This is a genomic window from Cellulomonas sp. P4_H4 (assembly GCF_056400865.1).
Genome location: NZ_JBFUKL010000008.1, coordinates 107,744 through 133,739 on the forward strand (window position 1 = coordinate 107,744; position 25,996 = coordinate 133,739).

The window sequence follows — 25,996 nt, forward strand, 5'->3', positions numbered from 1 at the left end:
GACCGTCGGGTGTCGGTGGAGCGACGTAAGATCGCCCCCATGGCATCTGCTGGAGGCTCCGACTTCGTCCACCTCCACGTGCATACCGAGTACTCGATGCTGGACGGCGCGGCTCGCCTGGGCGACCTGTTCACGGAGGTCGAGCGACTCGGTCAGACGGCCATCGCGACCACCGACCACGGGTACCTGTTCGGCGCGTTCGACTTCTGGTCCAAGGCCACGTCGGCCGGGATCAAGCCGATCATCGGCGTCGAGGCGTACGTCACGCCGGGCACCAGCCGCTTCGACCAGACGCGCGTCCGCTTCGGCCAGCAGGGCCAGGAGTCCGACGACGTCTCGGCACGCGGCGCGTACACGCACATGACGCTGCTGGCCCGGAACAACGAGGGTCTGCACAACCTGATGCGCGCTTCGTCGCTCGCCTCGCTCGAGGGTCAGATGGGCAAGTGGCCCCGCATGGACCGCGACCTGCTGCAGCGCTACAGCGCGGGCATGATCGCGACCAGCGGGTGCCCGTCGGGCGAGATCCAGACGCGCCTGCGGCTGGGCCAGTGGGACGAGGCCGTCCGTGTCGCCGGCGAGCTGCAGGACATCTTCGGCAAGGAGTACTTCTACATCGAGCTGATGGACCACGGGATCGACATCGAGACCCGGGTCATCAAGGACCTGCTGCGGCTGTCCGAGACCATCGGCGCGCCTCTGCTGGCCACCAACGACCTGCACTACGTCAAGCGGGAGGACCGCGGCTCGCAGGACGCGCTGCTGGCCATCAACTCCGGCTCGACCCTGACGGACCCGGACCGGTTCAAGTTCGACGGCGACGGCTTCTACGTGAAGTCCGCGCAGGAGATGCGCCAGATCTGGTCCGAGCACCCCGAGGCCTGCGACAACACGCTCGTCGTCGCGGAGCAGTGCGAGGTCACGTTCAACACGTCGGCCAACTACATGCCGAACTACCCGGTCCCGGCCGGGGAGGACGAGACGAGCTGGTTCATCAAGGAGGTCGAGACCGGCCTGCACGTGCGCTACCCGGACGGGATCCCCGACGACGTGCGCAAGCAGGCCGAGTTCGAGACCGAGGTCATCACGAACATGGGCTTCCCGGGGTACTTCCTCGTGGTCGCCGACTTCATCAACTGGGCCAAGAACAACGGCATCCGCGTCGGCCCGGGTCGTGGGTCCGGTGCCGGCTCCATGGCTGCGTACGCCATGCGGATCACCGACCTCGACCCGTTGCAGCACGGCCTGATCTTCGAGCGGTTCCTCAACCCCGATCGCGTGTCGATGCCCGACTTCGACGTCGACTTCGACGAGCGCCGGCGCGGCGAGGTGATCCGGTACGTGACCGAGAAGTATGGCGAGGACCGCGTCGCGCAGATCGTCACCTACGGCACCATCAAGGCCAAGCAGGCCCTCAAGGACTCCGCGCGCCTGCTCGGCATGCCGTTCGCGATGGGGGAGAAGCTCACCAAGGCGATGCCGCCGGCGATCATGGGCAAGGACATCTCGCTCACGGGCATCTTCGACCCGGCCGACAAGCGGTACAACGAGGCCGAGGAGTTCCGCCAGGTCCACGCGGCCGACCCGGAGGCGCAGCGTGTCGTCGAGCTCGCCAAGGGCATCGAGGGCCTGAAGCGTCAGTGGGGCGTGCACGCGGCCGGCGTCATCATGTCGAGCGACCCGCTGATCGACATCATCCCGATCATGCGCCGCCCGCAGGACGGCGCGGTCATCACGCAGTTCGACTACCCGACGTCCGAGGGCCTCGGCCTGATCAAGATGGACTTCCTCGGGCTGCGCAACCTGACGATCCTCGACGACGCGCTCGAGAACATCGTCATGAACGGCAAGGACCCGGTGGTCCTCGAGGACCTCGCGCTGGACGACCGGCCGACCTACGAGCTGCTCGGCCGCGGTGACACCCTGGGCGTGTTCCAGCTCGACGGTGGCGGCATGCGCTCTCTGCTGCGGCTCATGCGCCCCGACAACTTCGAGGACATCTCGGCCGTCGGCGCGCTCTACCGCCCCGGCCCGATGGGTGCCAATTCGCACACGAACTACGCGCTGCGCAAGACGGGCGCGCAGCCCGTCACCCCGATCCACCCGGAGCTCGAGGAGCCGCTCGCGGAGATCCTGGGCACCACGTACGGCCTGATCGTGTACCAGGAGCAGGTCATGGCGATCGCCCAGCGCGTCGCCGGCTACTCGCTCGGTCAGGCCGACATCCTGCGGCGCGCGATGGGCAAGAAGAAGAAGTCCGAGCTGGACAAGCAGTTCGAGGGCTTCTCGGGCGGCATGGTCGAGCGCGGGTTCTCGATGGCCGCGGTGCAGACCCTCTGGGACATCCTGCTGCCGTTCTCCGACTACGCCTTCAACAAGGCGCACTCGGCGGCGTACGGCGTCATCTCGTACTGGACCGCCTACCTGAAGGCCAACTACTCCACCGAGTACATGGCGGCCCTGCTCACCAGCGTGCGCGACGACAAGGACAAGTCGGCGCTGTACCTCGGCGAGGCGCGGCACATGGGGATCACGGTGCTGCCGCCCGACGTGAACTCGTCGTCGGCCAACTTCACGGCCGTCGGCAAGGACATCCGGTTCGGCCTGACCGCGGTGCGCAACGTCGGCGCCAACGTGGTCGACGCGATCGTGCGGACCCGCGAGGAGAAGGGCGAGTTCACCTCGTTCACGGACTTCCTCGACAAGGTGCCGGCCGTCGTCTGCAACAAGCGGACCATCGAGTCGCTCATCAAGGCGGGCGCGTTCGACTCGCTCGGCCACCCGCGCCGGGCCCTCCTGCTCGTCCACGAGCAAGCCGTCGACTCGGTGATCGGCGTCAAGCGCAAGGAGGCCGAGGGTCAGTTCGACCTGTTCGCGGACCTCATGGGCGGCGACGACCCGACCCAGGGCTTCGCCGTCGTCGTGCCGGACCTGCCGGACTGGGACAAGAAGCAGCGGCTCGCGTTCGAGCGGGAGATGCTCGGCCTGTACGTGTCGGACCACCCGCTGTCCGGGCTGGAGCACGTGCTCGCGGCCGCCGCCGACGTCTCGATCGCCACGCTGCTCGCCGACGAGGCGCGCCCAGACGGCTCCACCGTCGTGGTCGCCGGCCTGATCACCTCGCTGCAGCGCAAGATGTCGAAGCAGGGCAACCCGTGGGCCGCCGTGACGATCGAGGACATGGAGGGCTCGGTCGAGATCATGTTCTTCGGCGAGACCTACCTGGCGTACTCCACCGCGCTGGCCGAGGACGCCGTCGTCGTGATCCGGGGCCGTGTGCGGCGTCGCGACGAGACGATGCAGCTGCAGGCCATGGAGGTCTCGCTGCCCGACGTGAGCCAGGCCGCCGACGCGCCCGTCGTCGTCTCGATGTCGGTAGCCCGCTGCACGCCGCCAGTCGTCGAGCGCCTCCGTGAGGTGCTGGCCACCCACCCCGGCGTCACGGAGGTCCACCTGCGGCTCACGCAGCCGGGCCGGGCGACCATCATGCGGCTCGACCACGGCCTGCGCGTCCAGCGCTCACCGTCGCTGTTCGGGGACCTCAAGGCGCTGCTCGGGCCTAGCTGCCTGGCGTCCTGACCAACGGGGCGAGCCACCCGTGGCCCGGGCGGCGGACGTCGCTCCTGGCGTCCGAGACGACGTCCCAACCCACTGGTGGCCCGCCACGACCGAGTCGCGACGGGCCACCGAGTCCAGCTCACGCCCGAGGACGCGACCAGCGGTGGGTCACACGGCGGTGGTCAGTGTCGAGGTGCCGTAGCTCGAGCTGCCGACGTTGCTCGTGGCCACCACGCCGAAGTAGTACTTCTTGCCCTTCGTCGGGGTCGTCCACGTGTAGGTCAGTGTGGTCGCCGACACGGTGGCGACCTTGGTCCACGTGATCCTGTCGTAGGACCGGTAGACCGCGTAGCCCGTCAGCGTCGAGCCGTTGAGTGCTGGCTTGACCCACGTGACCTTGATCTTGCCCGTGTACGCGGAGGCCTTGACCGAGGTCGGCGCCGACGGCTTGACCGCTCCCGTGAAGGAGACAGCGGCCGAAGCCGCACCCCCCGCCGGTGCTACGACATTCTTCGCGAGCACCCGGACCTGGTACTTGCGCGCTCCGACCATGCCGGTGAGCGAAGCGGTCTTCACGGTGGCGGTCGTGTTCACCTTCGTCGCCCAGGCAGACCACGCGGTGGTGTAGTACCGGGTCTGCACGGTGTATCCCGTAATCGCCGTACCACCCGTGTTGATCGGGGCGACCCACGTCACCTGCGCCGTACCGCTGCCCAGGACCACCTTGGTGCCCGTCGGCGCGCCGGGCGCCGCGACGCCAGCGGCAGTGATCATTGCGGCTTCCCCGATCCCTACCGCGTTCTCGGCCCGGATCTTGATCTCGTACATCGCACTGCTCGTCAACCCGGTGAGCGTGACCCTGGTCGTGGCCAGGTTGAGCGTTGCCCAGGTTCCCCCGGACTTGCGGTATGTCACCACATAGCCCGTGACCTTGCTCCCGCCGTTGTTCGTGGGTGCAATCCACGCCACGTTCAGTCCGCCGGAGGATGCCGACGGAGTGATGCCCGCGACGACGCCAGGCGTTCCGGCGGTCTTGAACGTCTTGACGGCCGACCACGGGCCGGCGCCGTAGCTCGTACGCGCTCGCAGCTGGAGCTCGAATGACGTGTTGATCGGCAGTTTGGTGAGCGTGAAGCTGCCTGAGCCGGCGGGCACGACGTTCTCGAGCCACGGGCTCGAGTCGACGAGGAGCTCGCCCCGAGCGGTCTCGTGGTAGCGCACGTCGTACGTGAGCGCGTTTCCCGAGCCCTTCTGTGCATCGGTCAGAGGCGTCCAAGTGATTGTCGCCGTGATAACAGGGACGGTGGGTGTCACCACCGTGAGGGCGCCCGCAGGTGCGGTGACGATCTTGAAGGCGCGCGCTGGCGACGCGGTGCCGAGCGGGCGGGCCGCTGACGTGGGTACCTTCTCCGGGAGAGCGGAGACGTTCCAGTAGTACTGCGTCCCGGCCGTCAGCGCGCCGAAGGGCGAGCTGGTTTGGGCGTTGGGCACGTAGGACGTGGCCGTGGTCTCGACGGCGGCTACCAAGCTCGTAGCCGACATCGACTCGCTAGTGGCGATTTGCACCAAGTAGCGAGATGCTCCGGGCACGGCGTCCCAGTCCAGCCGGTCGCTGGCCGCGTCCAGAGTTGCTTCGGCCGGCGTCGTCGCCACCGGGATGCGCGACGCGATTGTGAACGTCTGCTCCGCGGTGTCGTTTGATAGGTTGCCGGACTGGTCCTTGGACTTCACGGTCCACGAGTAATCTCCGGGAGCCAGGTCGGCAATGGTGATGCCGGTCTGGGTCAGACTGACGGTGGTCGTGCTACTGACCTGTCCGTAGGTGACCGAGTAGGAGGACGCCGCGGTGGCGGGCGTCCACCGCAGGCTCACGCTGGAGGTGGCCACCTCGGACGCAGGGGCGGTCGGCGCCGGGGCTCCGACGATGAAGTCCTGGGCGGCGGACCGAACCCCGGCCAGTCCGTTGGCGTCGAGCGCTGCTACACGGAACTTGTAGGAACCCTTGGCCAATGGGGTGGTGGTTCCGGGCTTGGACGCCGCATAGAACGGGTACTCCACCTTCGCCGAACCCAGCAGCGCGTTCGAGGAGTTGTAGATAAAGATCTGGTAGCCGCGGCTTCCGCCGTCGTTCGGAGCGCTGAGTGCCTGGGGGCGCCACGCCAACAGGGTCGTGCCGTCCTCCAGGATGGTGACCGGCGTGACCCCGGCGAAGTCGACGGGAGTGGACTGCTTGATCCAGCTGAGCGACTCGGCGGACCACAGCCCTAGGTACGTCACCACGCTCGCGTCGGGATCCACCAGGGCGCGGACACGCCAGTAGTACGGCTGTTCCGTAGTGTCGTCGTCGAACACGCCGGTCGCGCGAAGACGGGTGGACTTGGTGCGGAACGTCACGACGTCGTTGTTGGCGAAGTCTTCGCTCACCGCGACCTGCACGTCGTACCCTCCCGCGCCGGCCATAGGCGCCCAGTCGAACAGCGGGGCCGGCTGCCCCTTGAGGTCCACGGACGTCTGTGTGGCCCACGCGCCGTCGTTGAGGTCCAAGGAACCAGTCTGCTCGGCAGCACCGCTCACGACCTTGATGTAGCGCGCCCGTAGCAGGTCCGCCTGGGAGCCGCCCTCCGGGTCGGACGGGAGCGAGAGCAGCGACCCGGTCGGCGTCGTACTCGTGAGGGACGTGGTGCTCGCCCCGGCGTAGTCGATCGCGGTGACCGACCACTGATAGGTGCGTCCCACCTGGATCGTCTCCGTCTTGCTCTTCCAGAGGCATGTCGAGGCGCCGTCGATCGCACCCGCCTGGCCCTGCCCGGAGATCATCTTCTGGATGACGGTCGCGGACGTGCTCGCGGTCCGGCACGTGAGGACGACCTCGGGGGTCGCACTGTCGCCGTCGTCCAGGCTCTTCACCGTCACGGCATAGAGCGTGGAGCGGGAGAGCGGCTCCCAGGACAGCTCGAAGTCCTCGAAGGGAATCTCCTGCGGCTGCAGCAAGTCCGGTGATCCCTGGTGCACGATCGGGTAGGCGGAGGAGTCGGTGCTGGGCGCGGACTCGGAGGACTGCGCGCCCCAGAACTTCGTGAACTGGGCGATCGTCGAGGGCGTGCCGTCGAGTCCGGACGCGTCGACCGGCGTCACACGCCAGTAGTAGTTCGTCGGCGTCAGAGTCTTGATCGGCACCCAGGTCGTCCCCTGGACGACGGCCGAGTCGAGAATCGTGGTGAGTGCGTCGTCAGCCACGGACTTGCCGCTGGCCAGCTGGACGCGATAGCTCTCGGCACCCACCACCGGGGTCCAGGTGAAGTGCAGGTCGGAAAACTTCTGGCCCAGACCCACGGGGTTCAGCAGCTCGGGCGCGGAGTCCCAGGTCACCCTGAAGGCCCGGGCCGAGGAATAGCCCCCCGTGACACTGACCGGAGTGCTTCCGGTCAGCGGGGCGCGGTTGAACTCAGCCCGAACCCGCCAGTACCAGACGACATCCGTTGCAGCGTCGGATCGCGCCAGGGAGCTGGCAGGCGTGAAGCTGGTCGCTGTCGTCTCGGGAGCTGTGGTGACGTTGCTGGAGAAGTCCGCGATCGGCGAGTACTGGACGGTGTACCGCGTCGCACCCGGGACCGGCGACCAGCGGAAGGTGACGCTCGCCGGGTAGGTGAGCGTCGACGGGTCTCCCAGGTCGGACGATCCAGGCCCGAGCGTCACCGGTACGGCGAGCGCGTCACGGCTCAGCGTCTGCCAGCCGGTGAAGGCGCCCAGGGTCTCCGCGGTGGTGGTGGTACCGAACGCAGCCACCCGCCAGTAGAGGTCGCGACCCTCGTTCGCATCGATCGCGTCGGGAACGACGTACGTCGGGGCATAGGACGTCACGTCCTTCAGCAGCGTCGGTGTGGTGTTGTCTGTCGCGATCTGGAGCCGATACGCGCTCGCGCCGTCCAGCCGCTTCCACGACAGTGCGAGGTCGCCCCCGGCCGTCGAGCTCGACAGCCCGGCGGGTGCTTCGAGTTGCGGGACCGCCGCCGACGCCGGAGCTCCGGTGAACGCGAGCATGCCGAGAACCAGGGATCCGGCGGTGAGGGCGGGGATGAGGCGACGAAGCACGAGTCCTCCAGGACCGAGACCTATTGATCTCGGAGGCAATCGGCAGACGCCCGCCACGGATTGAGGGCCGCGGACGGGCGAAGGGTGCTTTCACTCGAATGCTGCGTCGGTGGGCAGACGTCGCTCTCGTGGGTACGGCCAGGATTGCACGTGATGAACCACGCTCGTCGAGTCGATCGGATCTCATCGAGCGGCGCCGCCGCTCCGGTGAACCACCCGAGGTCCCAGCCCGTCCTCAGCCGACGGTGACCTCTTTGTAGCCGGCCGGCAGGTCGACCTCGACGACGTCGCCCTTGACGAGCTGGCGACCGCGACGGTTCTCGTCCTCGCCGTTCACGGTCACCGCGCCGTCGTCGAGCAGCGACCGCGCGTGGGCGCCGGAGTCTGCCAGGTCGGCGAGCTTGAGGAACTGCCCGAGACGGATGGAGTCGTCGGAGATGGGGACGATGGTCATGGGGCCAGTCTGCCGGAGCATGCGACCGCCCGTTGGTCGTGGTCAGGCCCTTGATCGGGGACGGTCCTAGACTCGGCTCGTGATCACCCGCATCGACCTGCGCGGTCGCACGCTGTCGCGCCGCGAGCTCCTCGACGAGCTCCCTCGTGCCGAGGTCGACGTCGAGCACGCCGCCGAGGTCGTCGCCCCGATCCTGGCCGACGTGCGCAAGCGCGGTGCCGCGGAGCTGCGCGACCTTGCCGAGCGTTTCGACGGTGTGCGACCCGTGCACCTGCGCGTCCCCGCGGACGTCGTCGCGGCGTCGGTCGGAGCGCTCGACCCGGACGTCCGGGCGGCCCTCGACGAGACGATCCGACGCGTCCGCCTCGTGCACGCCGCGCAGCGGCCCGCGGACTTCACGGTCGAGGTCGTGCCGGGCGCGCAGGTGCGACAGCGCTGGGTCCCGGTGCGAAGGGTCGGTCTGTACGTCCCGGGCGGCCTCGCGGTGTACCCGTCCTCGGTCGTGATGAACGTGGTCGCGGCCCAGGAGGCAGGAGTCGGCTCGCTCGCGGTGGCGTCACCGCCGCAGAAGAGCGAGAACGGGCTGCCCGATCCCGTGGTCCTCGCCACGTGCGCGCTGCTCGGCGTCGACGAGGTCTATGCCGTGGGCGGTGCCCAGGCGGTCGCGATGTTCGCGTACGGCGCCGACGGCAGCGACGACGTGGACGGCGCGATCCTGTGCGAGCCGGTCGACGTCATCACCGGCCCGGGCAACGTCTACGTCGCGGCGGCGAAGCGGTTGGTGCGTGGTGTCGTCGGGATCGATGCCGAGGCCGGCCCGACCGAGATCGCGATCCTCGCGGACGGCACCGCGGACCCGTCGCACGTGGCCGCGGACCTGGTGTCGCAGGCCGAGCACGACCCGCTCGCCGCCGCGGTCCTGGTGACCCCGTCGGTCGAGCTCGCCGGCGCGGTCGAGGCCAAGCTCGTCGACCGCGTGGACGCGACGCAGCACCGGGCGCGGGTCCTGACCGCGCTGAGCGGTGAGCAGTCCGCGATCGTCCTGGTCGACGACCTGGAGCAGGGCCTCGAAGTGGTCAACGCCTACGGCGCGGAGCACCTCGAGATCCAGACCCTCGGTGCCGCGGAGCTGGCCGAGCGCGTGACGAGCGCCGGCGCGATCTTCGTCGGCGCGTACTCGCCGGTCTCGCTCGGCGACTACATGGCAGGCTCGAACCACGTCCTGCCCACGGGCGGCTGCGCGCACTTCGCCAGCGGCCTGGGTGTGCACTCGTTCCTGCGTGCCGTGCAGGTGATCGAGTACGACGCCGACGCACTGGCCGAGGTGGCGGACCGTATCGTCGCCCTCGCGGACGCCGAGGGGCTGCCCGCGCACGGCGAGGCGGTGCGAGCCCGATTCTGACGACCCCGGGGTGCGCGGCGCGCACCCTCGCCCCTGCCCTGACGAAGAACCCCAGCCGAAACGAGGACCGCCTGTGACAGGCAACGCGACGTTCCGCCACCGTGACGTCGCGCTCCTGGCCGTCGTCGGGATCGAGGCCCCGGTCGTCGTCCCGTCCAAGGTGTTCGACGAGCAGCTGGCGCCCACCCTGAAACGGCTGCGCCTGCCCAAGGGCCTGCTCTCCCGCGTGGCCGGCGTGCACGAGCGTCGTTGGTGGGACGACAAGATGACGTTCGACGACGCCGCGACGGCCGCGGGCGCGAAGGCGCTCGCCGAGGCCGGGATCGACGCCGGCGACGTCGGCCTGCTGATCAACACGTCCGTCACGCGCACGTTCCTCGAGCCGTCGGTCGCGTCGCGCATCCACTCGGGACTGGGCCTGCCGTCCAGCGCGATGGGCTTCGACCTGACCAACGCGTGCCTCGGCTTCGTCAACGGCATGACGCTCGCGGCGCAGCTGATCGACTCCGGCCAGGTGCGGTACGCCGTGATCGTCAACGGTGAGGACCCGCGGCCGACGCAGCTGGCCACCATCGAGCGGCTGTCCCGTCCCGACTCGACGCGCGAGCAGTTCCTCGAGGAGTTCGCGACGCTGACTCTCGGCGCCGGTGCGGCCGCGGCGGTGCTCGGCCCGGCGCACGAGCACCCTGGCGCGCACCGCCTCGTCGGCGGCATCTCGCGGTCGGCCACCCAGCACCACGAGCTGTGCGTCGGCGGCGTCGACGGGATGAAGACCGACCCCGGCGGCCTGCTGGCGGGTGGCCTGGAGCTCGTGGTGGATGCCTGGAACGAGGCGCAGGACGAGTGGAACTGGTCGAGCGTCGACCGTGTGGTCACCCACCAGGTGTCCTCGGTGCACACGCGCTCGATCATCGAGGCGGTCGACCTGGACCCCGAGAAGGTGCCGACGACGTTCCCGCGCTGGGGCAACGTCGGGCCTGCCGCACTGCCGATGACGCTCGCCGAGCAGGCGGACTCGCTGCGCTCGGGCGACCGCGTCCTGTGCATGGGCGTCGGCTCGGGCCTGCACACCGCCATGGCCGAGATCGTCTGGTGACCGGCAGCACCGTCCCCGTCGTCGCGTCGTCGCCCCCGGCGGCACTGCTCGAGGCGGGCGGGATCGACCCGTCCTGGTCCCGCGTGGTCGAGGTTCCGGGCACGCCGACCCGCACCTGGCACGTGCTCGACAACGCCTCGACCCTGTCCGGCGAGCCCGTCGGAACCCTGTTGTGCGTCCACGGCAACCCGACGTGGTCCTACCTGTGGCGCCGGCTGGTCGCGGCCGGTGCGCGCGCGGACCGGCCCTGGCGCGTCGTGGCGGTCGACCAGCTGGAGATGGGCTTCTCGGAGCGCACCGGCGAGTCGCACCGGCTCGCCGACCGCGTCGCGGACCTGGGGCGGCTGACGGACGCCCTGGGGTTGACCGGACCGGTCGTGACCGTCGGGCACGACTGGGGCGGCCTCGTCAGCCTCGGCTGGGCGATCGACCATCCCGACCAGCTGGCGGGCGTCGTCCTCACCAACACGGCCGTCCACCAGCCGGTCGACGAGCGCGTGCCACCCGTGCTTCGGGTCGCGATGGCGCCCGCGATCCTTCCGTTGGGCACCGTCACCACGTCGGCGTTCCTCGAGACCACGCTCGCGATCGCGCACCCGCGCCTGGACCCGACCGTCGCCGACGGGTTCCGCGCGCCGTACCGCTCCGCCGACCGGCGAGCCGGGATCGGCGGGTTCGTCGCGGACATCCCCGCGACCGCCGACCACCCGAGCAGGCCGGAGCTCGAGCGGATCGCCGCTAGCGTCACTCGTCTCGACGTGCCCGCGCTGCTGCTCTGGGGCCCCCGGGACCCCGTGTTCACCGCGCGCTACCTGCGCGACCTGCGCGAGCGGCTCCCGCACGCCGACGTGCACCGCTTCGAGGGGGCGGGTCACCTCGTCGTCGAGGACCGTGACGTCGCCGGAGGCGTGCTGCGCTGGTTGGACGCGCGTGGGGTGGGCGACGGGGGGACGCACGTCCCGGCCCCCACGACCGAGTCCGCCCCGTACAGCCCGCTCGGTGCAGCGCTCGCCGGACGGGCCGAGGACGACGGCACGGCGCTCGTCGAGCTGGGCGCGAAGCCGCGCCGAGCGACCTGGCGTGCGCTCGCCGCGCGGACCGAGGAGCTGGCACGAGGACTCGCGGCGAGCGGGGTGCGTCCCGGTGACAGGGTCGCCCTGCTCGTCCCGCCCGGCGTCGACCTGACGTCCGTCCTGTACGCGTGCCTGCGACTCGGTGCCGTCGTGGTCGTCGCGGACGCGGGTCTCGGGGTGCAGGGCCTCACCAAAGCCGTGCGTGCGGCCGAGCCGAGCGTGGTCATCGGCATCGAACGGGCCCTGGTGGCGGCGCGGTGGCTGCGCTGGGCGCCGACCCTGATCAGTGCCGGCCCGCTGCGCGCGGGCGTCGGTCGGGCGCTCGGGGTGAGCTCGTCGATCGACGAGATCGCCGCGCTCGGACGTACGTCGACCGACGAGCTGCCGTGGCCTGAGCCCGACGAGGACGCCGCGATCCTGTTCACGTCCGGGTCGACCGGACCTGCGAAGGGTGTCGCCTACACGCACCGTCGGCTCGCCGCGATGCGCGACGCGGTCGGCGCCACCTACGGCATCGGACCGGACAGCCCGCTCGTCGCGGCGTTCGCCCCGTTCGTGCTGCTCGGGCCCGCGCTCGGCGCGACGAGCGTGAGCCCCGACATGGACGTCACGTCGCCCGGCACGCTCACGGCCGCCGCCCTCGCGGAAGCGGTCCGCGCGGTCGACGGCTCGGTCGTGTTTGCGTCTCCCGCCGCACTGACGAACGTGGTCCGGACCGCCGACGGGCTGTCGGCCACGGATCGGGACGCGCTGGACGGCGTCCGGCTCTTCCTGTCCGCCGGTGCTCCGGTACGGCCCGAGCTGCTCGAGTCTGCCGTCGACCTCATGCCGAACGCGCAGGCGCACACGCCGTACGGCATGACCGAGTCGTTGCTGGTCAGTGACGTGTCGCTCGACGAGCTGCGTGCGGCGGGCACCGGAAACGGCGTGTGCGTCGGGCGGCCGGTGCACGGTGCACGCGTGGCGATCAGTGCGCTCACCGTGGACGGCGAGGCGACCGGTGAGCCGGGCACCCGCCCCGGTGTCACGGGTGAGGTGCTCGTGTCTGCACCGCACGTCAAGGAGCGCTACGACGGTCTCTGGCTCACGCAGGACGCGTCGGCGCGTGACGCGGGCTGGCACCGGACCGGCGACGTCGGTCACCTGGACGCGGACGGACTGCTCTGGATCGAGGGCCGGCTCGCGCACATCCTGGTCACGGACTCGGGTGTCGTCACGCCTGTGGCTCTGGAGCACCGGGCGCAGACGGTCGACAGGGTGCGTGCCGCGGCCGTCGTCGGCGTCGGCCCGCGGGGCACGCAGCAGGTCGTGGTCGTCGTCGAGAGCGAGTCCCGGGCGCGGCTCGTCGCCGACCCGGTGCTCGCGGCGGACGTCCGCTCGGCCCTCTCGCCGACGACGCGCGTCGCCGCGGTCCTCGTCGTGCCGCAGCTGCCGACCGACGTCCGGCACAACTCGAAGGTCGACCGTAGCCGCGTCGCCGCGTGGGCGGAGAAGGTGCTGGCGGGGGAGCGGGCGAGCCTGTGACGCGCGTCCTGGTCACCGGCGCGAGCGGGATGCTGGGGCGCGGGGTCGCTGCTCGGCTCGTCGCGGACGGGCACGACGTGCGCACCCTGCAGCGCAGCGCCTCGGGCGTCGCCACCGACGTGCGGGGTTCCGTGACCGACGACGGCGCCGTCGCGGAAGCGGTGCGCGACCGGGAGGCCGTGATCCACCTGGCGGCCAAGGTGTCCATCACCGGACCCCTCGCCGACTACGAGGCCGTCAACATCGGCGGCACGGAGCGGCTCCTGAGCGCCGCCCGTGCCGCCGGCGTCGCGCGGTTCGTGCACGTCTCGTCGCCATCGGTCGCGCACCTGGGCGCCTCGCTGTCGGGTGCAGGGGCCGGACCTGCTGACCCCGAGCACGCACGCGGGAGCTACGCGAGGACCAAGGCCGCCGCGGAGCTTGTCGCGCTCGCGGCCGACGACCCGTCGGCGATGCGGGTGGTCGCCGTCCGCCCGCACGTCGTCTGGGGGCCGGGCGACACGCAGCTGGTCGGCCGCATCGTCGACCGCGCTCGTGCGGGGCGCCTGCCCGTGCTCGGCGCCGGCGCGGCGCTGATCGACACCACGTACATCGACAACGCGGTCGACGCCCTGGTCGCGGCGCTCCACGCCGCACCCGAGGCCTACGGCGGGGCGTACGTGGTGACGAACGGTGAGCCGCGACCGGTCCTCGAGCTGCTCGCCGCGATCTGCGCCGCGTCGGGCGTGCCGACGCCACGGCGGCACCTTCCCGCCGTCGTCGCCCGCACGGCGGGTGGTCTGCTCGATGTCGCCTGGGCGAGGTTGCCGCTGCCGGGCGAGCCGCCGCTGACGCGGTTCGTCGCCGAGCAGCTCTCGACGGCGCACTGGTTCGATCAGCGGCGTACGCGCGAGGCGCTCGGCTGGTCGCCGCTGGTCAGCCTCGACGAAGGCCTCGCCCGGCTCGCAGCCTGGACCGCCGACGAGGCGTCCCGGCAGGTTCCCTAGACTCGGCACGTGACCGCACAAGCCCGTCCCGCACCCTCTGCGCCGCTTGCGAAGCTCCCGCTGCGCCCCGAGCTCGAGGGCATCGCGCCGTACGGTGCGCCCCACCCGCACGTGCCGGTCGTGCTGAACGTCAACGAGAACCCGTACGGCCCGTCGGAGCAGGTCGTCGCTGACATCGCGGCCGCGGTCGCCGAGGCCGCCACGGGCCTGAACCGCTACCCGGACCGCGACTTCACCGCGCTGCGAGCCGAGCTCGCCGACTACCTGCTGGTCGAGTCCGGCGTCTCGGTGGCGCCCGAGCAGGTGTGGGCCGCGAACGGGTCCAACGAGGTGATGCTGCACATCCTGCAGGCGTTCGGCGGGCCGGGGCGGACCGCCCTGTCGTTCGCCCCGACGTACTCGATGTACCCCGAGTACGCGCGCGACACCTCGACCGCCTGGGTGGTCGGTCGCCGCGAGGAGGACTTCGGCCTGGACCCCGACGTCGCCGTCACCGCGATCGCCGAGCACCAGCCTTCCGTCATTCTGCTGGCGAGCCCGAACAACCCGACCGGCACCGCGTTGCCTGCGGCGACCGTGCTCGCCGTCCTCGAGGCCGCGGCCCGCGTCCCCGGCGGCTGCGTCGTGATCGTCGACGAGGCCTACGGCGAGTTCCGTCGCACGGGCACACCGTCCGCGCTCGAGCTGCTGGCCGACCACCCGCACCTGGCAGTGAGCCGCACGATGTCCAAGGCGTTCGGCCTGGCCGGTGCCCGCGTCGGCTACCTCGCTGCCTCGACCGCGTTCGTCGACGCGCTCACCGTGGTCCGACTGCCGTACCACCTGTCCGCGGTGACGCAGGCGACGGCCCGCGCCGCCCTGCGGCACGCTCCCGAGCTCATGGCCCAGGTCGGCTCGCTGCGCGACGAGCGCGACGCGCTCGTGACCTGGCTGCGGGACCGTGGTCTGCGGGTCGCCGACTCCGACGCGAACTTCGCGCTCTTCGGGACGTTCGACGACCGGCACGCGATCTGGCAGGGTCTGCTCGACCGAGGGGTCCTGATCCGTGAGGTCGGCCCGGAGGGATGGTTGCGGGTGTCGGTCGGCACACCGCAGGAGATGACGGCGTTCAAGGACGCCCTGGTGGAGGTGGCCTCGCTGTGAGCCCGAGCCCGAAGACGAACGCGCGAACCGCGCGGATCGAGCGCGCGACGAGCGAGTCGAGCGTGCTCGTCGAGCTCGACCTGGACGGGACGGGCCGCACGGACATCTCGACGACGGTGCCGTTCTACGACCACATGCTCACCGCGCTCGGCAAGCACTCGCTCATCGACCTCACGGTCAAGGCGACGGGCGACACCGACATCGACGCGCACCACACCGTCGAGGACGTCGCCATCACGATCGGTCAGGCGCTGCGCCAAGCCCTCGGAGACAAGCGCGGCATCTCGCGGTTCGGCGACGCGACGGTCCCGCTCGACGAGGCGCTGGCGCAGGCCGTCGTCGACGTCTCCGGCCGCCCGTACCTCGTGCACACGGGTGAGCCTCCCGGCCAGGAGTACCACCTCATCGGCGGGCACTTCACCGGCTCGCTCACGCGGCACGTGCTCGAGTCGATCGCGCACCACGCTGCGTTCAGCATCCACGTCCGCGTCCTGGCGGGCCGCGACCCGCACCACATCGTCGAGGCCCAGTTCAAGGCCCTCGCCCGTGCGCTGCGGTTCGCGGTGGAGCTGGACCCGCGGGTGGACGGGATCCCGTCGACCAAGGGGGCACTATGACCGACCTGCCCGACGACTTCGAGGTGCCCGACGACCTCTCGTCGCTGCTCGACGGCGCGACCGAGGAACCGTCCGTTGTCCTGCTCCTGACGCCGGTGGCGCAGGCGGCACCCCTCGCGGCGACGTGCGTGATCGCCAAGGTCGAGGCGGACGTGGTGCTCTCGGACGTGGGCGCGATCGCGGTCCTGCGCCAGGTGGCGGCTGGCCGCGCCGGTGCGTCGGCGGTCTCGCAGCTGCTGCGTCAGGTCCCGATCGTGCTCCTGGAGCGCCGTGAGGGGCAGATCACCGCGACGCGGTGGGTCGGTGGCAGCCAGCAGGGCGACAACCTGCCGCCGGGCCTGGTGCTCTCCGACGCGCCCGCGGTGCTGGAGGACCTGCTGCTCGGCTCGGTCGAGATCGGTTCGCTCGAGGGCGTCGTGTCGACAGCCGGGCTGTCCCGCTGGAAGGCGCTGCGCATGATCACCGGGTCGGGCAAGCCGAAGAAGTAGCGCCGGAGGCGTCCTATGGAGCTCGCACCTGCGCTCGTCCTGGCTGTCGTCGGCATCGTGGCAGTGACCCGGCTCGCGCCGCGGGTCGGTGTCGCCGCGCCGCTGCTGCTCGTGCTCCTCGGCGTCCTGGTGAGCTTCGTGCCGGGCGCGCCCAGCATCGAGATCGAGCCGGAGTGGATCCTCGCGGGCATCCTCCCGCCGCTGCTCTACTCGTCGGCCGTGTCGATGCCGGGCATGGACTTCCGACGCGACTTCGGGGCGATCGGCGGGCTGTCCGTCGTCCTGGTCGTGATCAGTGCCGTGGTGCTCGGCGTCTTCTTCTCGACGGCGCTCGACATCGGGCTGGCCGAGGGGATCGCGCTGGGAGCGGTAGTGAGCCCGACCGACGCCGTGGCCACGTCGATCACCCGACGGCTCGGTGTCTCGCCCCGGCTGGTCACGGTGCTCGAGGGGGAGAGCCTGCTCAACGACGCCTCGGCGCTGGTTCTCCTGAGGTCCGCGATCGCGGCGACGGCCGGCGCGGTGTCGTTGTGGGGCGTGCTCAGCGACTTCGTCTACGCGGTGGTCGTCGCCGCGGTGATCGGCGTGGTCGTGGGCGTGCTCAACCTGCGTGTCCGCTCGGCGATCCCCGACGCCGCGGCCACCACGGCGATCTCGTTCGTCGCTCCGTTCGTCGCGTTCCTGCCCGCCGAGCGACTCGGGGCGTCCGGGCTCGTTGCCGCGGTGGTGGCGGGTCTGGTCACCGGTCAGGGCGCGCCACGGTTCCTGCGGCCGCAGGACCGGATCGCCGAGGAGGCCAACTGGGGAACCGTCGAGCTGTTGCTCGAGGGTGCCGTGTTCCTGGTCATGGGCTACGAGCTCCAGGCTCTGGTCACCGACCTGCAGGACGACGGCGGCACAGCCCTGCCCGCCATCGGGTTCGGTGCGGCGGCGATCGTGCTGACGCTCCTGGTCCGTGGGCTGTACGTCACTCCGCTGATCTGGTCGCTCGTGAAGCGTGCTGCCGACGGCGAGCGCATGAAGGACCGCATCGCCCAGGTGACGGACACGCTCGCCGCCGACGACGTGCGAGGACCGCGCGTCGAGCGGCGCCGCCAGCAGTGGGCGCAGCGCGTCACGCGCGGGCTCGCCGACATCGAGTACCTGAGCGCGCAGCCGCTGCGGGCTCGAGAGGGCGTCGTGCTCGTCTGGGCGGGGATGCGCGGAGCGGTCACGCTCGCCGCAGCCCAGTCCCTCCCCGCGGGTACCGAGCAACGCTCGCTCCTCGTCCTGATCGCCTTCGTCGTCGCGGCCGGGAGCCTCCTCGTGCAAGGCGGGACGTTGCCCTGGGTGGTCCGGCGGCTCGGCGTGGGCTCGTCGGGACCGGCGCAGGACGACCCGGAGCGTGCGCAGCTGATCCAGACGATGTCCGACGCCTCGATCGCGCTTCTCGACGACCCGGACCTCGCGCGTCGCGACGGCACGCCGTACGACCCCCGGGTGGTCGAGGGCATGCGCCGGGCGTCGCAGCGGCGAGCGGTGGACGATGCTGCCGAGGAGCCCAAGGCGATCGGCGACCAGATCCGCGAGCTGCAGCTGGCGATCATCAAGGCACAGCGCGAGACGCTCCTGCAGGCGCGGTCGGACGGCACGTTCAGCTCGGGTGCACTGAACGGCGCGCTCGCGATCCTCGACGCGGACCAGATCAGTGCCGAGCTCAAGGGCGGACCGGTCGACGACTGAGCCGGAGCGCAGCGGAGGGTGGGGGCGCGCCAGCGCACCCGCCCGCAGCGGAGCGCAGGCTCAGTCGGACCATCAGAACCGACGACTGAGCCGGAGCGCAGCGGAGGGTGGGGGCGCGCCAGCGCACCCGCCCGCAGCGGAGCGCAGGCTCAGTCGGACCATCAGAACCGACGACTGAGCCGGAGCGCAGGCTCAGTCGGACCATCAGAACCGACGACTGAGCCGTCTCGCCCAGCGGCGACTGGACCGGGGTCGTCGCCCGCCGCGGGTACCGTTACCGGGTGCCCGCCCCCGTCGTCGTCGTGCTCGACCACGGCACAGGAGACCCCACGAACCTGATCGCCGCGCTGGGGAGCGCCGGAGCGTCGGTCGTCGTCACCGCGGACAAGCCGACGGCCTCGGCGGCCGACGGCCTCGTGATCGTCGGCGATGGTGCCCTGGCCGAGCTGATGGCTGGACTGCGAGCGGTGGGCGCCGACCAGGTGATCGACCGCCGGCTCGCGGGCGGCCGTGCGGTGCTGGCGGTCGACGTCGGCCTGCACGCCATGTTCACCGGTCCTGGGGTCGAGGGGCTCGAGGAGTGGCCGGGCGCGGTCGAGGAGCACGTGCACGACGGCTGGTCGACGCTCGACGTCCCGGACGGCTCGGTGCTGTTCGCGGGGCTCGACCAGGAACCGTTCCGCTTCGACCACGCCTACGCGGCCCGCAGCTTCCCGCTGCTGGACGGCTGGCCCGCCGACACCCGGCTGAACGCGCCCGTCGTCGTCTGGGCGCGGCACGACGAGCCGTTCGTCGCGGCCGTCGAGAACGGCCCCCTGACCGCTCTGCAGCTGCGCCCCGAGCTCTCGGGCGACGCGGGTGCGACCGTCCTGACCCGCTGGGTCGCCTCGTTGAAGATGGAGAACTGAGCATGCCGAACGGCACCACCGATCGCCTCGAGCTGCTGCCTGCCGTCGACGTCGCCGACGGGCAGGCCGTCCGGCTGACCCAGGGCGCCGCCGGCACCGAGACCGGCTACGGGGACCCGCTCTCGGCGGCCCTCGACTGGTACGCGGGCGGCGCGGAGTGGATCCACCTCGTGGACCTCGACGCGGCGTTCGGACGCGGCTCGAACGCACCCCTGCTGGCGGAGGTCACCGCCGAGCTGTCCGGGAAGGGCGTCAAGGTCGAGCTCTCGGGCGGCATCCGCGACGATGCTTCGGTCGAGCGCGCGCTGGCCACCGGTGCCACCCGCATGAACCTCGGCACGGCCGCGCTGGAGAACCCCGAGTGGACCGCCCGGGTGATCGCCGCGTACGGGGACAAGATCGCGGTCGGTCTCGACGTGCGCGGCACGACGCTGGCCGCGCGCGGCTGGACCAAGGACGGGGGCGACATCTGGGAGGTGCTCGCCCGCCTGGAGGACGCCGGCTGCTCGCGCTACGTCGTCACGGACGTGACGAAGGACGGCATGCTGAACGGCCCGAACGTCGAGCTGCTGAAGCAGATGTGCGCCAAGACCGACGCGCCGGTGATCGCCTCGGGTGGTGTCTCGAGCCTCGAGGACATCCGCGTCCTGCGCACCCTGGTGCCGCTCGGTGTCGAGGGCTCGATCGTCGGCAAGGCGCTGTACGCGGGTGCGTTCACGCTTCCCGAGGCCCTGGACGTCGCCGGCAGGCCCTGACCGTGGCGGGTCGTGAGCTGCCGCCGTCGTCGCCGTTCGCGGGCGACGACGGAACGGTCGAACCCGGCGTGGCCGCCGCGCTGGACGCCCTCGGGTCCGGCACCGGCTCGGTGTCCGACGTCGTCAACGCCTTGAACGGGACGAGAGTCCTGGTTCCCGTGCTCGCGGAGCTCGAGGTCGAGGACGTCGTCGTGCATGACGGACACACGCACGCCGTCGACAAGGAGGCGTCGGCCGGCATCGTCGCGTTGCAGGCACCCGACGGCCGAACGGCGCTGCCCGTCTTCACCTCGGTCGCGGCGATGACGGCGTGGCGCCCGGATGCCCGGCCGGTCCCGTCGGACATCGCCCGTGCTGCGCTGTCCGCCGTGACCGAAGGGTGGGAGGTCGTGGTGGTCGACCCCGGCGGGCCGACCACCGTCCTGCTGCCACGACCCGCGGTCTGGGCACTCGCGCAGCAGGAGCGGTGGGTGCCCGCGGTCGGGCCAGGCGGCGTGGACGAGGAGATCCGGGCCGCGGTCGCCGCGGGGGTCTCGCCGGTGCGCGGTGTGGTGGCCGTGGACGTGGTCCCCGGTACCCGCGCCGAGGTCGCGGTCGTCGTGGACCTGGTCGCAGGCCTCGACCGAGCGGGTCTCGACGCCGTCCTGCGGGCGGTCAACGACGCGCTCGCCGCCATCGAGCTGGTGGCCAACCGGGTCGACTCGATCGAGCTGCGGCCGCGCGCCGCGCGCTGATCAGTGACGCCGCTTGACGGCCCACGCGAGCGCGAAGACCGACAGCACCGCGGCCGCGACGAGCTGGCCGCCGAGGATGATGCGGTTCACGTCGAGGGTCGGCTGCCAGTGCGTGCCGGTGTCGTCCACGACGAAGACCCCGACGGCCTTGACGTGCGTCGCGTACCCGCCACCGCCACCGTGCCCCTCGTTGGCTCCGTGCTCCTCGACGCCGTCCTCGCCGTGGTGCGGCATCGCCATCTCGCCGCCGCCCGAGCCCGATCCGGTGGCCCCCCAGACGCGGGCCACGGGGATCACGAGGGTGCCGTCTCTGTCGTAGGCGTCGCCGAACACCCGCCGCACCGTGAACGACTCGTTCGCGGCGTTCGTCAGGGTCGACGGGTCGAATCGCGGTGTCGCCATGGTGGATCCTCCGTCAGTCAGCTCGAGCAGGGCGTGAGCGGCGTGAATGCCGTGTCGTCGTCCAGCATGGACCGCAGAGTGCTGACTGGCACCACAAAGCTGTGCCCGTTCATGTCTTTCGCGTAGACGACCCCGACGACGCGCCCGTCGGCGTCGAGAACGGCCGACCCGGAGCTGCCGGGTTCCACGGGTGCGTCGGTCACGAGGATCTCGCCGAGGGTCTCGTTCAAGGGGTCCGTCTTGCGTGAGACGACGTGTCCCGGTGTCACCGTCAGGGCTCGGCCCAGGGGATAGCCGACGACCGTCACGGCGTCGCCGATCGCGGGGTCTGCGTCGGCGAGCTCGGGGAAGGCGGGCAGCGCCTCGGTGGTGCGGACGACCGCGAGGTCCGCCAGGCCGGCGGTCGACGCCTGGTCCGCGGGCACGTCGCGCCCGTCGTACGTGCTGACCTGGAGGAGCGACGTGTCCTCGACGACGTGCTTGTTGGTGATGACGGTGTGGTCGTCGATCGCGAAGCCGGAACCGGTCGACAGCCTGCCGCAGCCGATGTTGCGGATCCGCACGGCCATCCGCTGTGCGGAGTCGAAGCCGTCGGGGGAGAGGTTGCCCGAGGAGCTGGGCGCGGGAGCCGGGCCGATCGACGGCTCGACGCTCGTCGGCACGGGCTCGGGCATCGCGGGCAGCAGGCTGCACCCGGCGAGCAGCCCGACGGCCACGGCGGCGCCGGCCAGTCGTCGGATCATCGCCTCAGCTCGTCCTGCAGCGCCGTGTTCGCGTCGGTCGCCTGCTCGCACACGGTCTGGACGTCCTGCCCGAACTGGGTCAGCTGGGCCGCGTCGTACTGCGCCGAGTCCTGCAGGTAGCCGATGAGCTTCTGCTGCCCGCTGACGCAGCTCGCGAGTGCCGTCGCGACCTGTCCTGCCGCGAGAGACACCCGGGCCTGGTAGTCGGCGAGCTGCTGCTGCGACGCGCTCGTGTCACCGAGCTGCGCCTTCTCGTCGGCGAGCTCGGTGATGCGCTGCTGGGCGGTGGCCAGCTGGGCGCTCGTCGCCTCGAGCTCGGCGGTGGCGGTCGCGAGGTCGTTCTGCGTGCTGGCCAGCTCGTTGGCGGTGTCGTTCGCGAGCTTCTCCCAGTCGGCGCTCGAGTCCTCCCACGCCTGGGTCGTCGAGAACATCCGGGCGAGCAGCAGGCCGGAGACGACGAGCACGAGCACCAGCACCGAAGACAGGACCACGACGGCGGTGCGAGGCCGACGCGCCGGAGGTGTCGCAGCCGGTGCCGCGTCGACGGCGGCGCTCTCGTGGCCGACATCGTCCGGCGCGTCCGGCTCGGCGCCCAGGGGCGTCTCGTCGCTCGCGTGCGGGTCTTCGGGCGGCATCGACCCAGGATAGGAGGGCCGGTTGTGTGTGGTTGGACACACCGGTCGCACGGATGTCCGGGTCGTACCGAAATCAGGGCGAGGACGCGCTGCAGGACCCCGCACAATCGTGGACATGCCCACCACGACCTACGCAGATGTGCTGCGCCTTCATGGCGTCGCGCGTCTCTTCGTCGTGTCCTTCATCGCTCGGATCCCGGCCGCGATGATCGGGGTCGTCCTGACGTTGCACGTCGTCACGGGCCTCGACCGCGGCTACGCGCAGGCCGGCATCGTGGTGGGTGCGGCGACGATCGGGATGGCCCTGGGTGCGCCGTGGCGCGGCCGTCTCGTCGACAGGTTCGGCCTGCGTCGCGCGATCGCGCCGTCGGTGATCGTCGAGTCGGCGGTCTGGTTCGCGGCGCCGCACCTGTCCTACGAGGCTCTGATCGTTGCGGTGTTCGTCGGCGGGCTGTTCCTCGTGCCGGTGTTCTCGGTCTCGCGGCAGTCGCTCTCCGTGCTCGTGCCGCTCCAGCACCAACGCCGGGCGTTCGCGCTCGACTCGGTCGCCGTCGAGCTGACCTTCATGCTCTCCCCGGTCGTCGGGGTGCTCCTCGCGACGCAGGTGTCGACGTCCTTCGCGCTGACCGTCGTCGGTGCGCTCACCGTCCTCGCAGGTCTCCTGCTCATGTGGGCCAACCCGCCGACGCGGTCGACGGCCACGACGCACGTCGCCGACGACGTCGTGCCGGGCCGGCTGCTGACGCCCGGCCTGATCGTCGTGCTTCTCGCCGGGGTCGCCGCGGCCTTCGTGCTCGTCGGCACGGACGTGTCGCTCGTGGCGACGCTCAACGACGCGGGCCACTCGGCCGACGTGGGCTGGATGATCGCGCTCTGGGCCGGGGGCTCCGTGATCGGCGGCCTGATCCACGGGAGCGTGCGTCGTTCGCCGTCCCCGCTCGTGCTCGTCGCGATCCTCGCGCTGGCCACGGTGCCGGCCGCGTTCGCGCAGGGTCAGCTCTGGCTCGCGGTCGCCGTGGTCGTCGCGGGCCTGCCCTGCGCGCCCGCGCTCTCGTCGATCAACGCCACGCTCGTTCGGCTCGTGCCCGAGGGGCGACGAGGCGAGGTCATGGGGTGGAGCGGGACGATGTCGACCGTCGGCAACGCGCTCGGAGCGCCCCTGTGCGGAGCGGTGATCGACCGTGCGGCACCGGGTGCGGGCTTCCTGACCGCCGCGGTCGTGGGCGGCGGCATCGCCGTCAGCGGGCTCGTCGTGCTGTGGTTCGGGCGGCGACGCGCGACCGTCGCACCGGATCCGGCGCCCGAGTCCGCGCGCGTCGAGGTCCGTGCCGTGGAGCTTCCGCCCCTGCCGCGTCCGGAGCCCCGCTCCGTCTCTGCCGACCCTCGTCGGCACTCGGTCCGGCACGGGATGCGCGTCCGCGCGGCCGGCCGCCGTGCGCGTGACACCGCCCGGACCACGACCACCAGCCGGCCCGGCCGCTGACGGCCGGGTGCCGGTCCGGTCAGACGACCGAGCCGGTGAACTTCTCGCCGGGCCCGTCGCCCGGCGCGTCCGGGAACGCCGACGCCTCGCGGAACGCGAGCTGCAGCGAGCGCAGACCGTCCCGCAGCGAGCGGGCGTGCTGGTTGCCGATGTCGGGCGCCGAGGCGGTGACCAGTGCGGCCAGGGCGGTGATGAGCTTGCGGGCCTCGTCCAGGTCGAGGTACTCGGCGCCGGCGCCGTCGGGTCCGTCCTCGGCGAGGCCGCACTTCACGGCGGCAGCGCTCATGAGGTGGACGGCGGCGGTCGTGATGACCTCGACCGCGGCGACGTCCGCGATGTCGCGCGTCGCCTCGGCGGTCGGGTCGGGGGAGATGCTCATGGGGTCGATCCTCTCATTGCCCGCGCGGCCGCCGGAGAGCTCTCGGGTCGGGCCCGTTCGGGGCGAGGCTTCGACTCTGGTAGAGTTGGCGGTCGACTGACCTGGGTGGTGCCTTTCCGGCTGCTCAGGCGCACAAGTGGAGTTCCTCCCACCTGGGCCTCAACCGCACGGTTCACGCCGACAACAGAGACCGGGTCACAGTCCGCACCGGACGGCCTCGACGCCGCCTGGTGGCGCAAGCGCGGCCGCGAGGCTGGGCTGAGCCGTGCGGACTCCCGAGGCCTCCACCTGTGACCAGGATGGGGGCCTTCCTCGTTCCTGGCGGTCCACCACCACGAACCTGAGGAGCACCACATCAGCGAGCCCCGCATCAACGATCGGATCCGCGTAGCCGAGGTCCGCCTTGTCGGTCCCAACGGTGAGCAGGTCGGGATCGTCCGCGTGGAGGACGCCCTGCGCCTGGCCCAGGACGCTGACCTCGACCTCGTCGAGGTGGCCCCTGACGCTCGTCCGCCCGTCTGCAAGATCATGGACTACGGCAAGTTCAAGTACGAAGCAGACATGAAGGCCCGTGAGGCCCGGCGGAACCAGACCAACACGGTCCTCAAGGAGATTCGTTTCCGGCTGAAGATCGACCCGCACGACTACGGCACCAAGAAGGGCCACGTCGAGCGGTTCCTCACGGCTGGCGACAAGGTCAAGGTCATGATCATGTTCCGTGGCCGCGAGCAGTCGCGCCCGGAGATGGGCGTGCGCCTGCTGCAGCGGCTTGCCGACGACGTCTCGGAGCTCGGCTTCATCGAGAGCATGCCGAAGCAGGACGGCCGCAACATGATCATGGTGCTCGGCCCGAACAAGAAGAAGGCCGACCAGAAGCAGGAGCAGCGTCGTGCGGCGCAGGCTGCTGCGCAGCGTGAGCAGAACGCCGCCGCAGCTGCGCAGAAGGCCGCCGCTGTCGACGCTCCGCCTGTCGAGGCACCCGTCGTCGAGGCTCCGGCTGCCGTCGAGGCGCCCGTCGTGACGCCCGCTCCGCCGGTCGTCGAGCCGGTCGAGACCGTCGAGGCCGTCGAGACCGTCGAGGTGGCGGCCCCCGCTGCCGTCGAGACCCCGGCAGCACCCGCTGCACCTGCTGCCGCACCTCGCCCCGCCGCGGCGCCCCGTCCGGCCGCAGCGCCTCGTCCGGCTGCAGCCCCTCGTCCCGCGGCAGCAGCCGCGCGTCCGGCCGCTGCACCTCGTGCGGCTGCTGCACCGCGTCCCGCGTCCGCGGCACGTCCGAGCACCTCGGCCCCCAAGCCGACCACGACCGCCGCTCCGAAGCCCGCCACCAGCCCGAGCCCGTCCGCGGGCTCGACGGCGGCTGCGAAGTCGGCCACGCCGAAGCCGACCGGTACACCGCGCCCCGCGCCGCGTCCCGGCCCGGCCGCACCGGCAAAGACACAGACCAGCACGACGGCCTCGGAAGAGGCCAGCTGAACCCGAACGAACGGACGGTCTGACCCACCGGTCGGACCGCACCAGACGAGTCGCACGATCCCGTGCGATGAAACGACAAGGAGACACGGCAGCCATGCCGAAGAACAAGACGCACTCCGGTACCAAGAAGCGCTTCCGGGTCACCGGGACCGGCAAGGTCATGCGCGAGCAGGCCGGCGGTCGCCACCTGCTCGAGCACAAGTCGAGCCGTCGCACCCGCCGCATCGCCGGCGACCTCGTCGTCTCTCCTGCCGACGCCCCGCGTATCAAGAAGCTGCTCGGTAAGTGATCCCTGGGGCGCACCAGCGCCCCGGTCACCCATCCCGAGC

General features: G+C 71.4%; 21 protein-coding genes. 15 read left to right on the forward strand and 6 right to left on the reverse strand.

Annotated elements, in window-relative coordinates; translation table 11 throughout:
* Nucleotides 1–39 precede the first annotated feature (39 nt).
* Nucleotides 40–3,579: a DNA polymerase III subunit alpha gene (gene dnaE, locus AC1DPN_RS18670; protein WP_477086276.1), complete on the forward strand. Its 3,540-nt coding sequence runs from the start codon at nucleotides 40–42 to the stop codon at nucleotides 3,577–3,579.
* Between the two features lie 147 nt (nucleotides 3,580–3,726).
* On the opposite strand, the gene AC1DPN_RS18675 is transcribed toward dnaE, so the two are convergent.
* Nucleotides 3,727–7,650: a fibronectin type III domain-containing protein gene (locus AC1DPN_RS18675; protein WP_477086277.1), complete on the reverse strand. Its 3,924-nt coding sequence runs from the start codon at nucleotides 7,648–7,650 to the stop codon at nucleotides 3,727–3,729.
* Nucleotides 7,651–7,885: 235 nt separating this feature from the next.
* Nucleotides 7,886–8,104 (reverse strand): RNA-binding S4 domain-containing protein, encoded by a 219-nt coding sequence (locus AC1DPN_RS18680; RefSeq protein ID WP_477086278.1) that lies wholly within the window; start codon nucleotides 8,102–8,104, stop codon nucleotides 7,886–7,888.
* Between the two features lie 79 nt (nucleotides 8,105–8,183).
* Here AC1DPN_RS18680 and hisD point away from each other — a divergent pair, with 79 nt between their 5' ends.
* From hisD to AC1DPN_RS18735, 11 genes are all read left to right on the forward strand, one after another.
* A complete protein-coding gene (hisD, locus tag AC1DPN_RS18685; protein ID WP_477086279.1) occupies nucleotides 8,184–9,506 on the forward strand; it encodes a histidinol dehydrogenase in 1,323 nt (440 codons plus the stop codon).
* 73 nt (nucleotides 9,507–9,579) lie between these two features.
* A complete protein-coding gene (locus AC1DPN_RS18690) occupies nucleotides 9,580–10,602 on the forward strand; it encodes a 3-oxoacyl-ACP synthase III (protein WP_477086280.1) in 1,023 nt (340 codons plus the stop codon).
* The gene (locus AC1DPN_RS18695) at nucleotides 10,599–13,199 is read left to right on the forward strand and encodes an alpha/beta fold hydrolase (RefSeq protein ID WP_477086281.1); all 2,601 of its coding nucleotides are present in this window, start codon (nucleotides 10,599–10,601) and stop codon (nucleotides 13,197–13,199) included. The genes AC1DPN_RS18690 and AC1DPN_RS18695 overlap by 4 nt, the downstream gene beginning before the upstream one ends.
* Nucleotides 13,196–14,185: an NAD-dependent epimerase/dehydratase family protein gene (locus AC1DPN_RS18700; RefSeq protein ID WP_477086282.1), complete on the forward strand. Its 990-nt coding sequence runs from the start codon at nucleotides 13,196–13,198 to the stop codon at nucleotides 14,183–14,185. The genes AC1DPN_RS18695 and AC1DPN_RS18700 overlap by 4 nt, the downstream gene beginning before the upstream one ends.
* 9 nt (nucleotides 14,186–14,194) lie before the next feature.
* Nucleotides 14,195–15,328 (forward strand): histidinol-phosphate transaminase, encoded by a 1,134-nt coding sequence (locus AC1DPN_RS18705; protein ID WP_477086283.1) that lies wholly within the window; start codon nucleotides 14,195–14,197, stop codon nucleotides 15,326–15,328.
* Entirely contained in the window at nucleotides 15,325–15,945 is a 621-nt protein-coding gene (gene hisB / locus AC1DPN_RS18710; protein WP_477086284.1) for an imidazoleglycerol-phosphate dehydratase HisB, read from the forward strand. The genes AC1DPN_RS18705 and hisB overlap by 4 nt, the downstream gene beginning before the upstream one ends.
* Nucleotides 15,942–16,433: a hypothetical protein gene (locus tag AC1DPN_RS18715; RefSeq protein ID WP_477086285.1), complete on the forward strand. Its 492-nt coding sequence runs from the start codon at nucleotides 15,942–15,944 to the stop codon at nucleotides 16,431–16,433. Before hisB ends, AC1DPN_RS18715 begins: the two co-directional genes overlap by 4 nt.
* A 15-nt stretch (nucleotides 16,434–16,448) precedes the next feature.
* Nucleotides 16,449–18,155, forward strand: a complete 1,707-nt coding sequence (locus AC1DPN_RS18720; protein WP_477086286.1) for a cation:proton antiporter — start codon at nucleotides 16,449–16,451, stop codon at nucleotides 18,153–18,155.
* A 281-nt stretch (nucleotides 18,156–18,436) separates the two neighbouring features.
* The gene (locus AC1DPN_RS18725) at nucleotides 18,437–19,063 is read left to right on the forward strand and encodes a type 1 glutamine amidotransferase family protein (RefSeq protein WP_477086287.1); all 627 of its coding nucleotides are present in this window, start codon (nucleotides 18,437–18,439) and stop codon (nucleotides 19,061–19,063) included.
* Nucleotides 19,064–19,065: 2 nt separating this feature from the next.
* Complete coding sequence (gene priA / locus AC1DPN_RS18730; protein WP_477086288.1) at nucleotides 19,066–19,818, forward strand: bifunctional 1-(5-phosphoribosyl)-5-((5-phosphoribosylamino)methylideneamino)imidazole-4-carboxamide isomerase/phosphoribosylanthranilate isomerase PriA; 753 nt, start codon at nucleotides 19,066–19,068, stop codon at nucleotides 19,816–19,818.
* Between the two features lie 2 nt (nucleotides 19,819–19,820).
* Nucleotides 19,821–20,552 carry an SseB family protein gene (locus tag AC1DPN_RS18735; protein ID WP_477086289.1) on the forward strand — a complete coding sequence of 244 codons (732 nt, stop codon included), beginning with the start codon at nucleotides 19,821–19,823 and terminating at the stop codon, nucleotides 20,550–20,552.
* On the opposite strand, the gene AC1DPN_RS18740 is transcribed toward AC1DPN_RS18735, so the two are convergent.
* From AC1DPN_RS18740 to AC1DPN_RS18750, 3 genes are read right to left on the reverse strand one after another with little or no spacing between them, the layout of a single operon-like run.
* Entirely contained in the window at nucleotides 20,553–20,954 is a 402-nt protein-coding gene (locus tag AC1DPN_RS18740; RefSeq protein ID WP_477086290.1) for a spore germination protein GerW family protein, read from the reverse strand.
* 17 nt (nucleotides 20,955–20,971) lie between these two features.
* The gene (locus AC1DPN_RS18745; protein WP_477086291.1) at nucleotides 20,972–21,697 is read right to left on the reverse strand and encodes a S1C family serine protease; all 726 of its coding nucleotides are present in this window, start codon (nucleotides 21,695–21,697) and stop codon (nucleotides 20,972–20,974) included.
* Nucleotides 21,694–22,332 (reverse strand): hypothetical protein, encoded by a 639-nt coding sequence (locus AC1DPN_RS18750; RefSeq protein WP_477086292.1) that lies wholly within the window; start codon nucleotides 22,330–22,332, stop codon nucleotides 21,694–21,696. The genes AC1DPN_RS18745 and AC1DPN_RS18750 overlap by 4 nt, the downstream gene beginning before the upstream one ends.
* 115 nt (nucleotides 22,333–22,447) lie before the next feature.
* Here AC1DPN_RS18750 and AC1DPN_RS18755 point away from each other — a divergent pair, with 115 nt between their 5' ends.
* Nucleotides 22,448–23,815, forward strand: a complete 1,368-nt coding sequence (locus AC1DPN_RS18755; protein WP_477086293.1) for an MFS transporter — start codon at nucleotides 22,448–22,450, stop codon at nucleotides 23,813–23,815.
* Between the two features lie 19 nt (nucleotides 23,816–23,834).
* Here AC1DPN_RS18755 and AC1DPN_RS18760 read toward each other — a convergent pair whose 3' ends face one another.
* Nucleotides 23,835–24,194 (reverse strand): DUF1844 domain-containing protein, encoded by a 360-nt coding sequence (locus AC1DPN_RS18760; RefSeq protein ID WP_477086294.1) that lies wholly within the window; start codon nucleotides 24,192–24,194, stop codon nucleotides 23,835–23,837.
* A gap of 381 nt (nucleotides 24,195–24,575) precedes the next feature.
* Between AC1DPN_RS18760 and infC the strand changes: the two genes are divergently transcribed.
* The gene (gene infC / locus AC1DPN_RS18765; RefSeq protein ID WP_477086320.1) at nucleotides 24,576–25,667 is read left to right on the forward strand and encodes a translation initiation factor IF-3; all 1,092 of its coding nucleotides are present in this window, start codon (nucleotides 24,576–24,578) and stop codon (nucleotides 25,665–25,667) included.
* 94 nt (nucleotides 25,668–25,761) lie between these two features.
* Nucleotides 25,762–25,956 carry a 50S ribosomal protein L35 gene (gene rpmI / locus AC1DPN_RS18770; RefSeq protein ID WP_477086295.1) on the forward strand — a complete coding sequence of 65 codons (195 nt, stop codon included), beginning with the start codon at nucleotides 25,762–25,764 and terminating at the stop codon, nucleotides 25,954–25,956.
* Nucleotides 25,957–25,996 lie beyond the last annotated feature (40 nt).